The sequence below is a fragment of the Bacteroides cellulosilyticus genome, from assembly GCF_020091405.1.
In the GTDB taxonomy this organism is placed as follows: domain Bacteria; phylum Bacteroidota; class Bacteroidia; order Bacteroidales; family Bacteroidaceae; genus Bacteroides.
On the sequence record NZ_CP081903.1, the window covers coordinates 743832 to 756806 of the forward strand.

Sequence of the window (12975 nt, forward strand, 5' to 3'; positions counted from 1 at the left end):
AATCAAAAACATAAATGCACTATCGTATTTTCTCTATACTCACAGCGTTTATCTGCCTCTTCGGTTGTGTACTGACAAGTGCGGCTCAAGATGCCAATGGCACCGATAATGATGCAGCAAAACCGGTTATTCTCTATTCGGGAACACCCAAGAAGTATGAAATTGCAGAAATTAAAGTAGAAGGAGTTAAGAACTATGAGGACTATGTACTGATCGGACTATCCGGTTTGTCTGTAGGACAAACGATTACCATACCGGGTGACGAAGTCACTCAGGCTTGTAAGCGTTACTGGAAACATGGTCTGTTCTCCAATGTTCAAATCACCGCAGATAAGATAGAAGGCGATAAGGTCTGGCTTACGATTCATCTGACTCAGCGTCCGCGTGTATCCGATATCCGCTATCACGGCGTGAAGAAGTCAGAGCGCGAGGATATAGAAAGCCGAATCGGTATGATTAAGGGCGGACAGGTGACCCCTAATGTCATTGACCGCGCCAAAACTTTGATTAAGCGCTACTTTGATGATAAAGGCTTTAAGAATGCAGAAGTTATTATCTCGCAGAAAGACGATGTATCCAACGATAACCAGGTGATCGTGGATATCGACATCGACAAAAAGGAGAAGGTAAAAGTACACGAAATCACCATCGTTGGCAATGAAGCGATTGCAACTAAGAAGTTGAAACGTATCATGAAGAAGACCAACGAAAAGAATAAATTGCTCAATCTGTTCCGTACCAAGAAGTTCGTGGAAGAAAACTTCGAGGCAGACAAGCAGTTGATCATCGATAAGTACAACGAATTAGGCTATCGTGATGCTATGATCGTAGAAGACAGCATCAAACCGTACGATGACCGCACCGTAGACATCTTCATGAAGATTGATGAAGGAGATAAATATTATCTGCGTAATGTAACGTGGGTAGGTAACACCTTGTATCCTTCCGAACAGTTGAACTTTATGCTTCGCATGAAGAAAGGTGATGTATACAACCAGAAATTACTGGAAGAACGTACCATGTCAGACGAAGATGCTATCGGTAACCTCTACTATAATAACGGCTATTTGTTCTACAGCCTTGAACCCGTAGAAGTAAATATCGTAGGAGACTCCATCGACCTGGAAATGCGTATTTTCGAAGGCCGCCAGGCTACCATTAATAAGATCAACATCAATGGTAACGACCGTTTGTACGAAAATGTAGTACGTCGTGAACTCCGTACCCGCCCGGGTGACTTGTTCAGCCGTGAAGACCTGATGCGTTCTATGCGTGAAATCCAGCAGATGGGACACTTCGACCCGGAACAAATCAAACCGGATATTCAGCCAAGACCGGAAGACGGAACTGTAGATATAGGTTACGATCTGGTATCCAAAGCTAACGACCAGGTGGAATTCTCTGCCGGTTGGGGACAAACCGGTATCATCGGTAAGTTGAGTTTGAAGTTCACTAACTTCTCACTGGCCAACTTGTTGCATCCGGGTGAAAACTACCGTGGTATCCTACCGCAGGGTGATGGCCAGACCTTGACCGTCAGCGGACAGACTAATGCCAAGTATTACCAATCCTATAGCATTTCATTCTATGACCCGTGGTTCGGCGGTAAACGTCCGAACGCATTCTCTCTGTCGGCCTTCTATTCCGTACAGACAGATATCAGTAGCCGCTATTATAACTCGGCATATATGAATAGCTACTACAACAGTATGTATAGTGGTATGTACGGTTATGGTATGTATAACTACGGTAACTACAACAGCTATGAGAACTATTACGACCCCGACAAGTCTATCAAGATGTTCGGTGTAGCAGCTATGTTCGGAAAACGTTTGAAATGGCCGGATGACTACTTCCAGTTTACCGCTGAGTTATCTTACCAACGTTATATCCTGAGCGACTGGCAGTACTTCCCCGTTACAAACGGTAAGTGTAACAACCTTAGTATCAACCTGACATTGTCTCGTAGTTCTATTGACAATCCGATCTATCCCCGTTCCGGTTCTGAGTTCTCATTGTCTGTACAGTTAACTCCGCCGTACTCACTGTTTGATGGAACTGACTACAGCAAGTACAGTACTACCAGCCAGGACGACATGAACAAGATGCACAAATGGATTGAATATCACAAATGGAAATTCAAATCCAAGGTGTACATCCCGTTGATGGACCCGGTAGCTGTTAAACGTACTCCGGTATTGATGGGCCGTGTTGAATTCGGTTTGCTGGGACACTACAACAAGTATAAAAAATCTCCGTTCGAAACATTCGACGTAGGTGGTGACGGTATGACCGGTTACTCCAGCTACGCAACGGAAAGCATCGCCCTTCGTGGTTATGAAAACAGCTCATTGACTCCTTACGGTTACGAAGGTTATGCTTATACCCGTCTCGGACTTGAGTTAAGATATCCGCTGATGCTGGAAACAAGTACCAGTATTTATGCGTTAGGTTTTGTAGAAGCCGGTAATGCATGGCATGATGTGAAGAATTTCAATCCATTTGAATTGAAACGTTCCGCAGGTGTCGGTGTCCGTATCTTCCTGCCGATGATCGGTATGATGGGTATTGACTGGGCTTATGGTTTCGATAAAATACGTGGTTCCTCAGATTACGGTGGCAGTCAATTCCACTTTATCTTAGGACAAGAATTCTAATTGTATCACAAAAACCAAACGTTATGAGAAAGTCTGTTTTATTAATGATCTTGCTGTTTGCCGTAGGCATGACAGCCAGTGCACAAAAGTTTGCCTTGATCGACATGGAGTACATTCTGAAGAACATTCCGGCCTACGAACGTGCTAACGAACAGTTGAACCAGGTTTCCAAGAAATGGCAGAGTGAAGTAGAGAAGGTTGCCGAGGAAGCCAAGACGTTGTACAAGAACTATCAATCGGAAGCCGTCTTTCTTTCTGAAGAACAAAAAGGAAAGAAAGAGGAAGCGATTGTCGCTAAAGAGAAAGAAGCTGCTGAACTTCGCCGCAAATATTTCGGCCCTGAAGGGGAATTATTCAAGAAACGCGAAAGCCTGATGCAACCTATTCAGGATGAGATTTATAATGCGGTCAAGGAAATATCGGAGCAGAAAGGATACTCTGTAGTCGTTGACCGGGCATCTGCAACAAGCATCATTTTTGCTTCTCCGCGTATTGATATCAGCAATGAAGTGCTTGCTAAGTTAGGATATTCAAATTAATTTCATACATTTGCTTCGCGAATATGGCCACACTCCAACATTAAAAATAAGCAAGCTTATTTTGTATTGCGTTCAGTTTGCACTATATTTGCATTTATTCAACGACTAATTATTAAAATAAACAATAAACATTATGCTTAAAAAAATCGCACTACTCGTGGTACTGTTCGCTCTTCCTTTGGGAGCGATGGCACAAAAATTTGCTCACATGAACTCTCAGGAGGTTATTGTTGTTATGCCGGAATATACTAAGGCACAAGCTGATCTCGATGCTATGTCAAAAAAGTATCAGCAAGAAATGGAACGCACTCAATCAGAATTCAACAAGAAAGTGCAAGAATTCCAGCAACAAGCAGACTCTCTGCCGAGAAATATAGCAGAAAGACGCCAGAAAGAATTGCAAGAGATGGCTCAAAGACAAGAAGAATTCCAACAGGAAGCTTACCAAAGCATGCAGAAAGCACAACAAGAAGCACTGGCTCCCATCTATAAGAAATTGGATGACGCTATCCAGGCTGTAGGTAAAGCAGAAGGCGTAGTCTATATCTTTGATTTGGCTCGTACACCGATACCTTATGTAGGTGCAGAGAGTGTAGATGTTACAACTAAAGTAAAAACCCAACTGGGAATTAAGTAAAGACATATCTTATTCAAAGATAGAAAAAGGCGTGGGCTGTTTGCAGTCCACGCCTTTTTCTATCTTTGAATAAGATAAGCGGCATCCCAGCATAACTTTTTCATGCAAGCATGAAAGTTCTGCATTCGGTTTGCATTATCTTTGTAGCCTATACAAAGTTTTTCTGTTATGAAGCAAAATTTACCCACTATCCCCGGCCCTATCGGTGTATTTGACTCCGGATATGGCGGACTGACTATCCTGAGCAAGATACGGGAGGCCCTGCCTCAATATGACTATATTTATTTAGGAGATAATGCACGCACTCCCTATGGTACACGGTCTTTCGAAATCGTATATGAATTCACACTACAAGCAGTCACTAAACTGTTTGAGATGGGATGTCATCTTGTCATTCTGGCTTGCAATACAGCATCTGCCAAAGCATTACGCAGTATACAGATAAACGATTTGCCCGGAATGGATCCGGCACGCCGTGTATTGGGTGTCATCCGTCCTACCGTTGAATGTATAGGTCACATAACACAGAGTCGCCATGTCGGTGTTCTTGCCACAGCAGGAACCATTAAATCAGAATCCTACCCGTTAGAAATCCATAAGCTTTTTCCGGACATTCGGGTAGAAGGTGAAGCTTGTCCTCTATGGGTATCTCTCGTAGAAAACAACGAAGCCGAAGGAGATGGAACAGATTATTTCGTTCGTAAATATATCAATGAACTTCTGGCGAAAGATGCACAGATTGATACTGTGATTCTTGGCTGTACCCATTACCCCTTACTTCTGCCTAAAATTAAGAAGTACATGCCGGAAGGAGTTACTACAGTGGCGCAAGGCGAACTGGTAGCCGAAAGCTTGAAAGACTATTTACACCGCCATCCGGAAATGGATATCAAATGCACGAAAGGTGGAAACTGTACTTACTACACCACGGAAGCGGAAGAGAAGTTCATTGAATCAGCATCCACCTTCCTGAACGAAGCGGTCACCGTACAACGAATAGAACTATAATCACTAATATTTACCGGAAAACAAACCTTTTCTCCGAAATACTTGTTATATTTGTAATATTAAACCTATTAATACTTACCATTATGAAATCAACCGACTATAGCCGCACAGTTGAAGTGTTCAAAGGATCACCGTGGGAAGCAGAACTTGTCAAAGGTCTACTCGAAAACAATGGTATAGCAACTATTATCAAAGACGGGCTTATGAGCACCATCGCACCTTACATAGCACCGGATGTAACCATTCTCGTCAGTGAGGAAAGATATGAAGATGCCATGGAGATAATCCGTGAGCGTGATAAAGGAAAAGACGAAGAATAATCCTTTCACTCTCTTACTGAAACCACATAAGAACGATATACAACACATGGAACAACAATTTTCGAGAATAGCTGTTAAAGTTGGCAGCAATGTCTTGACACGCCGTGACGGTACTCTGGACGTAACACGTATGTCCGCTTTAGTCGATCAGATAGCCGAACTGCATAAAACAGGAGTAGAAATTATACTTGTATCTTCCGGGGCCGTTGCTTCCGGACGTAGTGAAGTGCATCCGACCAAAAAACTGGATAGCGTAGATCAACGCCAGTTATTCTCCGCCATAGGACAAGCCAAACTCATCAATCGTTACTACGAACTCTTTCGTGAACATGGCATTACTGTAGGACAAGTACTGACAATGAAAGAGAATTTCGCAACCCGCAGGCATTACCTTAACCAAAAGAACTGTATGACGGTGATGTTAGAAAACGGAGTCATTCCTATTGTCAATGAAAACGATACGATTTCCGTAAGCGAGTTAATGTTTACGGATAATGATGAATTGTCCGGTCTGATTGCCTCTATGATGGATGCACAGGCATTAATCATACTCAGCAATATCAATGGTATCTATAATGGTTCTCCTACCGATCCTGCCTCGGAAGTGATACGGGAGATAGGCCAGGGCAAAGATCTGTCCTCCTATATTCAGACTTCCAAATCCAGTTTCGGACGTGGAGGTATGCTGACTAAAACCAATATTGCCCGCAAAGTGGCCGATGAAGGAATCACCGTAATCATTGCCAACGGTAAATGCGATAATATCCTTGTCGATTTGATTCAACATCCCGAAAGCACTCTCTGCACCCGCTTTACGCCTTCTGCCGAACCTGTATCCAGTATAAAAAAATGGATTGCTCACAGTGAAGGGTTTGCCAAAGGTGAGTTGCACATCAACCAGTGTGCTACCGAAGTGCTGAATTCAGATAAAGCAATCAGCATCCTGCCCGTCGGTATAACTGCCATTGAAGGAGAATTTGAAAAAGATGACATCGTGCGGATCATTGACTTCGAAGGAAATCCGGTAGGAGTAGGCAAAGCAAACTGCAACTCTGTTCAAGCCAAGGAAGCGATGGGGAAGCACGGGAAGAAACCCGTTGTACACTATGATTATCTATATATAGAATAAACAAGTCAACCCATTAAATAGGAGATTCCCTATTCACATCATTGAATGTGAACAGGGAATCATCTTGTTTAGTGATTTGAGAAATTCTGATACTGAGTTGATGAGAGAAGAATCACTACCCAATTACACTTTTAGTTTCCTAATACGCTTATTTGATCATTCTCTGCAGGCAATTTATAATAAAAGCCTACACTAAAGTTATATAGTGGATATTTCTTTCCATAAATCACTCTTCCTTTTCGGTCTTTCGGCTCATAATCAGGACGAAGTCTTGTCTCAAAACTATCGCGTGGATGAATAAAAGTACCATCTTTCTGTACCTCATCCAAATCTTCATACTTAAAGAAAGCCTTGTACGGATCGCTATCACGCAAATTTCCATGCCCTTGTAATCCATCTTTTCCCTTCGGACGGTCTTCTATAAATGAACGGGTACCGGCATATACCACTATGACATCTCCAACTAAAGGTTGCTCACAGGTTAACACCACATCATCACCATCTATCTCTACCTGTTTAATGATTTGTTTGTTTTCTTGACGATAATCGCGCAAGTATACCTCAAAACCATAATCCTTGATCTTAGGTATCAAATATGTATCAAATACCAATGGACGAACCGGCACATGGTACTTGATACGTATTTGAGTAGGAAGTGTTTCTCTCGCAATTGCCGTAGGTTGCAACGGCTGAAAGGGTTTGCCCTGCACTTGAGATTGATAATACACTTTTCCCAACATCTCGCCAAACCAGCGATATCCATTGCCGTCAAGATGTCCACCTCGGTCAGTCATCGGATAAATGGGCCCCGCACAAATAATATCATCATATTCGTTAGCCGCTTCCAGTTGAGCCATCGAGATTGAAAGTGTATCACGCATATATTGCGCTCCCGTCTGATAAGTGATAAACACCGGCTTATGGGGCTGACTATACTGTTGCTGTATATCTTTTTGCATATTATTCTTTATATTCACAAGCAGTTCCTTATACTCCCGTTTATCAGTCGTATTAGGCACATTAGCGCGTAGTCCCTTTTCCGGATTCGGATCATAGTTGAACTCACCTTGCATCCAGAAAATTGCAGGACAACAGATTTTCGCATCTTCCCGGGCAGCTACCCGGGCTGCCGATTGTAATGATGTTACAAACTCTTTATACGCCGTACGTGTCTCCGACTCCTTGGAGAGTTCTTCTACACTTGCTCCGCTCACTCCTACCGAAGTAGCCAAAATACGGGGCATCTTGGGTTGTTTCAACCGAAGGTGATTGACAGCTCCCAGTAAAGGACATTCGGCTATAGTGCCGGCTCGCCTGCTTTTGAAGTGCTTTTCATGAGCGAAAGCTTCGGAAACGGTTCCCACCAATGGTTCAAACTTAAGTTCTCCGGTATTTCCATAGTTTATCCACACTTGGTTGCCCAGCATGTAATTACCTTTGAAATGTTCCGTTGAAATAACCGGATAGGACTGATGTCCCGTTGACAGGCTCTGTCCATTCATAATAAACTGTATAAATACTTTATCCTTATCCTTCCCGGAAGCAAACAGAGAAGTACAGCAAAATAATATACTGCACAGCTCAATTACAATTATTGCAGTTCTCATTTTTTTAATATATGTGATAAGAATAGATAATCTGTGGATTATCTATTCTTGTCGATCATTCATTTAAATATATCCACACTTTACTTAAAGAATATGCTTGCACGCTGGTCATTGAGTATATACAAGTTTTCTAAATGCTTGTTGATGATGGCTTCACCACCTCCTACTTGTATACGATTACCACCCTCGGCACCAAACCCTCCCAATGCCGCTGAACGTACATCGGCTACATAACCAGGTGAACGTCCTTTTACATACGTATAACCAAAGAAGAGAGGAGTCACATCGGCCAGTCTGGCTTTCGCCTTCCATTCCAATTGAAGTTGTACGAACATTTCACCGGGGCAAACGGCTATTGCAAAGTCATTAATGAGGAATGTAGCGATATGGACATTTACCTTACGGTTTTTGTCTCCACGAGTAGAGAATTGTAACGAGTCTGTACGCATTTTGAAAGAGGTGTTATCACTGGAGGCATGTAATGCGTTGGCCAGTTTAATCACTTCAATGCCAAGCAATTCTCCTGTACGCTGAATGGGTTTGTAATCTGTTTTGATAGGATCATCGGGCCCAGAACGCCGCCGGCTAATCATCAACCCTTCTACATTACCGCCACCACCGGCTACAAAGAGACAGATAGCTTTGTTATCAAACGCTTCTTCAACCTTCTTACAAGCAAATCCAGGATAGTCGGCCGAAATTTCATAACTAAAACAACCTAGGTCTGCATGCATAGCATAACTCATAACAATGGCACGGGCATTGCCTTGCATATCTTCTACTTTGATTACGCCTACTTCGGGGTCAACCGGGCCAAAAGGTATCCGTTCGGGGTTTTCTACATTATAATGTTCATCGCCCACCCACGATTCGCGAGCCTTCCCGTCTTTACGGATAATAAGGCGATTGAAACCCAATTGCGGAAACGTACGCGTACCAGCCGAGATACGTGCAGGGAACATATTACCGATTGCTTCACCCACCACCTTAATGATGCACTCTTCAAAGAATGGAGTGTTGTCAGGTTTCTTTTCACGAGGTCTGGCATCAGCCATGTTAGGATCTTCGTGAGTATGCGAAGCACAGATCAGCAATTGCGTGATACCATATTTTTCTTTGCAGATATTGGCCACTCGGTCGCTATAAAAATTGACCAAATCGACAGATACTTGCGCTACACGCATATCACCTATCTCCATCACAAGAGCACGCGCATACACAGAGTCGTGTAGAGGGATGTTTTGTTTCGGAGTAATGTTTATTTTAGCCGTTCCGGCCATTAGCTGTCCTTCGGCAGCTTTGAGTGTGCCCGATAGGAAAAGACATCCGCAGAGCAGAATGAAAAGGAATGCTTTTTTCATGATTAAAATGTTATTATTCGGTTAATATTTTAATGTCAAAGGCGCATAATCCACTTTATGATTATTTTCAAAGTTCAAAATTAAGAGTACCCTATTAACTGAAGCATTAAAAAAACATTAGCATCCAATTAAAATAGCGTTAATTACAGTCACCCCAAATGGTAACTTTGTTAACCCCACACAGTAACTCCATTTACATACTGAGGTAAAGGTCGTTACATACCGAGGTAAAGAGCGTTACAATAGGAGGTAAAGGTCGTTACATACTGAGGTAAATGCTTTTACATCACAAGGTGAACACACTGTAAATACTATCCATTGATAATCAGCCAACTATCCAATTACGTTCCTGATAAAATATACATTAAAACACAAGCCGTTCATAACAAGATGCTACCAACGGCTTGCAAATATTTCCGATTCCGACATCTCCTCTACCATCTCAACGATGACGAGAAGCCGCTACAGGCTCAGTTGTATATTCCGCTTTCACAGTTTCATGAGGCAAGGCACGTATCTCTGCCGCAGGCCTTGTGTCATCGTTCGAATTATCGGAAAGGGTTACTGCAAAAAGAGCTACTCCCGCATCCTTCGGTAAAATCAGAGTCCTGGCATCCGAAGTTATATCAAGGCAGATTTTATACAAATAAGTATAAATATAGGACTCATTACCAGCCGCCCGACTACTGTGGCGATGGGTTCCGACATAAGCTATCGAAGCATCCTTCATATAACCTTCACTTTCACCCTTCCAACCCCACTGACCTATAAATCCTGAATAAAAAGGTATATTGAAGCTGTAATCTTTTCCATCTACTTGAAACGAAGCCTTGCGGTCACCGTGTGACGAGGTCACCAGCAAGTAACATTTCGTATATCCGTGTTTCTCAGGAAGGGTTATCGTTTGCCCGTCGCAACGGATATAGTTATAGTCGGCAGGATTATTTTCCATTCGGAATGTTATTCCCCCGGCTTCCACCACATCCGGCATCAATTCGGCAGCAAAAGAATTACCTTCTCCGTCAAAATCTCCCGACATGCTGAACTCGTCCACTGTAAGAGCACTCGCATTACATTCAATATCTATAGAATGATTTTCAGGCATCTCAAGACTTGCATTTTCCTTAAGCCGCACGCTGAAAGTGCGTGGTTGGAAAGCTGTTCCGCTAAAAACGACTTTATTATCCTCATATTTTGTCTCACCGACATACTCCTCAATACCATTCACCTCGCATGCACTTTCCACTGTACTTGCGAAAATAATTTCCGCATTTTCAAAATCCTTTCCATAAATTTCGTTCACCCTTACAATGTAACTCTTACCGTCCTCCGCTTTCTTTACAGCCTTTATCGCTACACCGGGCATATTAGTCTTGACGAACGAGAACTTGCGTCCCAATGTTCCTGCATGTTTCGGAGTGGTGAAAGAAAGCAAGGACTGATTGAATGCTTCAGCTTTCCATGCAGTCCCCGCTTCTGTTATATCAGATTTATGTCCATATATGGAATAGCTAAAAGTATGATGGCCAATATCCAAATGTTCTTGATGAGCCATATTGGGATCCTTGCCTACTGCCGGAGTGTTCAAGAGAGTAAGCCTCAACGTATGGTTGTCCGGTTTGTCCCATCCGTATTTGCTGTCGTTCATCACAGAAATACCATAACTACCATCAGCAGACGTTATGTCGGCCCATTGCTGGGCTACCACTTCATATTTGTTATCAGTGTTGTTGTCGCGTTCGATATAGCCTATGCCAAGGTCGTATGTAGCCATTTCATTCGACACATTCATTGGAAACTCGGCTTTAAGAAGGGTATTCCTTTCGTTCCAGTCTATCTCGTTACGAATATCTATCCGGTCATCCTGTCCACCTTCCGTAAGACTTATATATTGTACGAAGCTGGAAGTGCCGTAAGTACGTTTCACTTTGAGCGAAGCACGTACCGGTCCGTTTTCCGCCACGGAAATCTCAACGTTACCATCTACCGGCAGCGGTGTCTGGTCAATCGTTTTCTTGAACAGTTCCCATGCCGGCCATGTGCGCGATTCGCTGGGGGTGAAAAGCGCAAGACGGAAAGCCTTACCAGATTCCACCAACTCACGCCCGTTGCGTTTATCTGTTATCGAAGCAATGTCTCCGTTCTTGTCCAGTACAACTTTATAAATCGAATTCTCCACCACATTGCCTTCGGCTTTCAACCGCTTAGTACCGGACATTTTTCCGTTACGCACATCGCAGACCGAAAAGCTTACCGGATCCATATCTACCGGGAAAAGCACGGTGGCTTTACCGTTCTCCCATAAAAGAAGTTGCCCGGAAACCTTTTTCCCATTGGGGGTACCAACTATGATGTCTTTCGGTCTCGAAGCCATGTCCACTGTGGCTGTAACTATATCGCAACGGCTTTGGGCAACAGGATTGTAAACCACAACCGAAGCACCTCTTGTCCGCGTATCAAGTGCCCTACTTACCGCACCGACCGCACCTGTAGTGATTTCCGCAAATTCCGACTGGGAAATAAGTTCATCATTCCATGAGAAAGTATAAACTGCCGGAATACTTGTACCCGTCAGGTCATCATGGAATTGATGCCACAAAAATCTCTGCCACGATTCACGCAACGACTCTTCGGGGTATGCCGCCCCTCCCAACCATTCAGCCACCACTGAGGCTCTTTCAGCAGCATCAGCCAACTGTTCGTTGCGACGGTTGAAAAGCTTCATGGCTGCTTGAGATGTATAACAGCCCGTCGCATGCACATCCATAAGTAACTCTCCCTTGAAAGCAGGCAGTTCCGGATGCTTCTCAAAAGGATAATAATCATCAAACAACTGTCCCGAACGTGCACTTATCACCTGCACCGGCCCCTCACCCTTCATTCCTGTTTCGACCGATCTTACGGAAGCGATTGTAGGCGAACCTCCACGGTCTCCGGCTCCATAATAATGGTAGACGGTATTATTAAGACCGTTTTTACCTAAATCTATCAGTTTACCATTGTTACTCAACTCTTGTCCATCAAATCTTGAAACGTAGTCTTGGGCATGCGGCACGGCCATTATGCGCGAACCGTCTATACCTTCCCACAACCCGAACATGAACGGCAGTTTGCGATCACCATAAAACGGCAGTTTACGATGCTGGAGCTTCTGCGTGGAAAAGCCAATGATACCGGAATGGGCAGCTATCGTTGGCAAGGTGTACCCGAAACCAAAACAATCGGGAAGAAAAATATCATTTGATTTTTTACCAAATTCCTTCTTGAAAAATTCTTGTCCGTAAAGAAGATTACGAAAGAATGATTCCGGTGAAGGTATATTAGGATCAGTAGAATCCCACGAACTCCCCGAAATATTCCAACGGCCTGCCTTTATATAATTTTTCAGCCGTTCATATTCAACCGGATAATACTCCTTAGTCCATTTGTAACGAACCGCTCCTTCGAAATTGAAAATATAACCGGGATAATGGTCGATTAACCAGAAATTCTGAGTGAGTGTACGGTATAAATAATGGTCAATGGTTGTCTGTACAGTCCACAACCACTGTGTATCAAGATGGGTGTTGGAAACCATGTAGGCCTTATACGTCTTCTGTGCATCAACATGGGTACTTATGCCCAACGCAAACAACAGGAAAAAAATCAGTTTTTTCATCATATTAAATTAATAGTACATGACAGTTTAACTCTCATAAACGAAACCAGCCATAAGCC

The 12975-nt window shown here is 43.2% G+C and carries 9 protein-coding genes; 6 read left to right on the top strand and 3 right to left on the bottom strand.

What is annotated here, in order from left to right; translation table 11 throughout:
• The first annotated feature begins 14 nt into the window (after positions 1 to 14).
• The 6 genes from bamA to proB all read left to right on the top strand — a co-directional run bounded on the left by bamA (position 15) and on the right by proB (position 6290).
• Complete coding sequence (bamA, locus tag K6V21_RS02650; protein WP_217712431.1) at positions 15 to 2657, top strand: outer membrane protein assembly factor BamA; 2643 nt, start codon at positions 15 to 17, stop codon at positions 2655 to 2657.
• Between the two features lie 23 nt (positions 2658 to 2680).
• On the top strand, positions 2681 to 3196 hold the full coding sequence (locus tag K6V21_RS02655) for an OmpH family outer membrane protein (protein ID WP_044271366.1): 516 nt from the start codon (positions 2681 to 2683) through the stop codon (positions 3194 to 3196).
• Positions 3197 to 3329: 133 nt separating this feature from the next.
• Positions 3330 to 3833: an OmpH family outer membrane protein gene (locus K6V21_RS02660; protein ID WP_217712432.1), complete on the top strand. Its 504-nt coding sequence runs from the start codon at positions 3330 to 3332 to the stop codon at positions 3831 to 3833.
• 168 nt (positions 3834 to 4001) lie between these two features.
• A complete protein-coding gene (gene murI / locus K6V21_RS02665) occupies positions 4002 to 4841 on the top strand; it encodes a glutamate racemase (RefSeq protein ID WP_224320775.1) in 840 nt (279 codons plus the stop codon).
• 83 nt (positions 4842 to 4924) lie between these two features.
• Positions 4925 to 5161 carry a DUF2007-related protein gene (locus K6V21_RS02670; protein ID WP_021968041.1) on the top strand — a complete coding sequence of 79 codons (237 nt, stop codon included), beginning with the start codon at positions 4925 to 4927 and terminating at the stop codon, positions 5159 to 5161.
• 46 nt (positions 5162 to 5207) lie between these two features.
• A complete protein-coding gene (gene proB / locus K6V21_RS02675) occupies positions 5208 to 6290 on the top strand; it encodes a glutamate 5-kinase (RefSeq protein WP_217712435.1) in 1083 nt (360 codons plus the stop codon).
• A 131-nt stretch (positions 6291 to 6421) separates the two neighbouring features.
• Here proB and K6V21_RS02680 read toward each other — a convergent pair whose 3' ends face one another.
• From K6V21_RS02680 to K6V21_RS02690, 3 genes are all read right to left on the bottom strand, one after another.
• A complete protein-coding gene (locus tag K6V21_RS02680) occupies positions 6422 to 7897 on the bottom strand; it encodes a hypothetical protein (protein ID WP_224320776.1) in 1476 nt (491 codons plus the stop codon).
• Between the two features lie 80 nt (positions 7898 to 7977).
• Positions 7978 to 9258 (bottom strand): hypothetical protein, encoded by a 1281-nt coding sequence (locus K6V21_RS02685; RefSeq protein ID WP_224320777.1) that lies wholly within the window; start codon positions 9256 to 9258, stop codon positions 7978 to 7980.
• Positions 9259 to 9700: 442 nt separating this feature from the next.
• Positions 9701 to 12919: an alpha-mannosidase gene (locus K6V21_RS02690; RefSeq protein WP_224320778.1), complete on the bottom strand. Its 3219-nt coding sequence runs from the start codon at positions 12917 to 12919 to the stop codon at positions 9701 to 9703.
• Positions 12920 to 12975: the final 56 nt, after the last annotated feature.

What these genes read in the sequence shown, in the direction of transcription:
- bamA (WP_217712431.1), top strand. Translation starts at nt 15, where the DNA reads ATGCACTATCGTATTTTCTCTATACTCACAGCGTTTATCTGCCTCTTC.
- K6V21_RS02655 (WP_044271366.1), top strand. Translation starts at nt 2,681, where the DNA reads ATGAGAAAGTCTGTTTTATTAATGATCTTGCTGTTTGCCGTAGGCATG.
- K6V21_RS02660 (WP_217712432.1), top strand. Translation starts at nt 3,330, where the DNA reads ATGCTTAAAAAAATCGCACTACTCGTGGTACTGTTCGCTCTTCCTTTG.
- murI (WP_224320775.1), top strand. Translation starts at nt 4,002, where the DNA reads ATGAAGCAAAATTTACCCACTATCCCCGGCCCTATCGGTGTATTTGAC.
- K6V21_RS02670 (WP_021968041.1), top strand. Translation starts at nt 4,925, where the DNA reads ATGAAATCAACCGACTATAGCCGCACAGTTGAAGTGTTCAAAGGATCA.
- proB (WP_217712435.1), top strand. Translation starts at nt 5,208, where the DNA reads ATGGAACAACAATTTTCGAGAATAGCTGTTAAAGTTGGCAGCAATGTC.
- K6V21_RS02680 (WP_224320776.1), bottom strand. Translation starts at nt 7,897, where the DNA reads ATGAGAACTGCAATAATTGTAATTGAGCTGTGCAGTATATTATTTTGC.
- K6V21_RS02685 (WP_224320777.1), bottom strand. Translation starts at nt 9,258, where the DNA reads ATGAAAAAAGCATTCCTTTTCATTCTGCTCTGCGGATGTCTTTTCCTA.
- K6V21_RS02690 (WP_224320778.1), bottom strand. Translation starts at nt 12,919, where the DNA reads ATGATGAAAAAACTGATTTTTTTCCTGTTGTTTGCGTTGGGCATAAGT.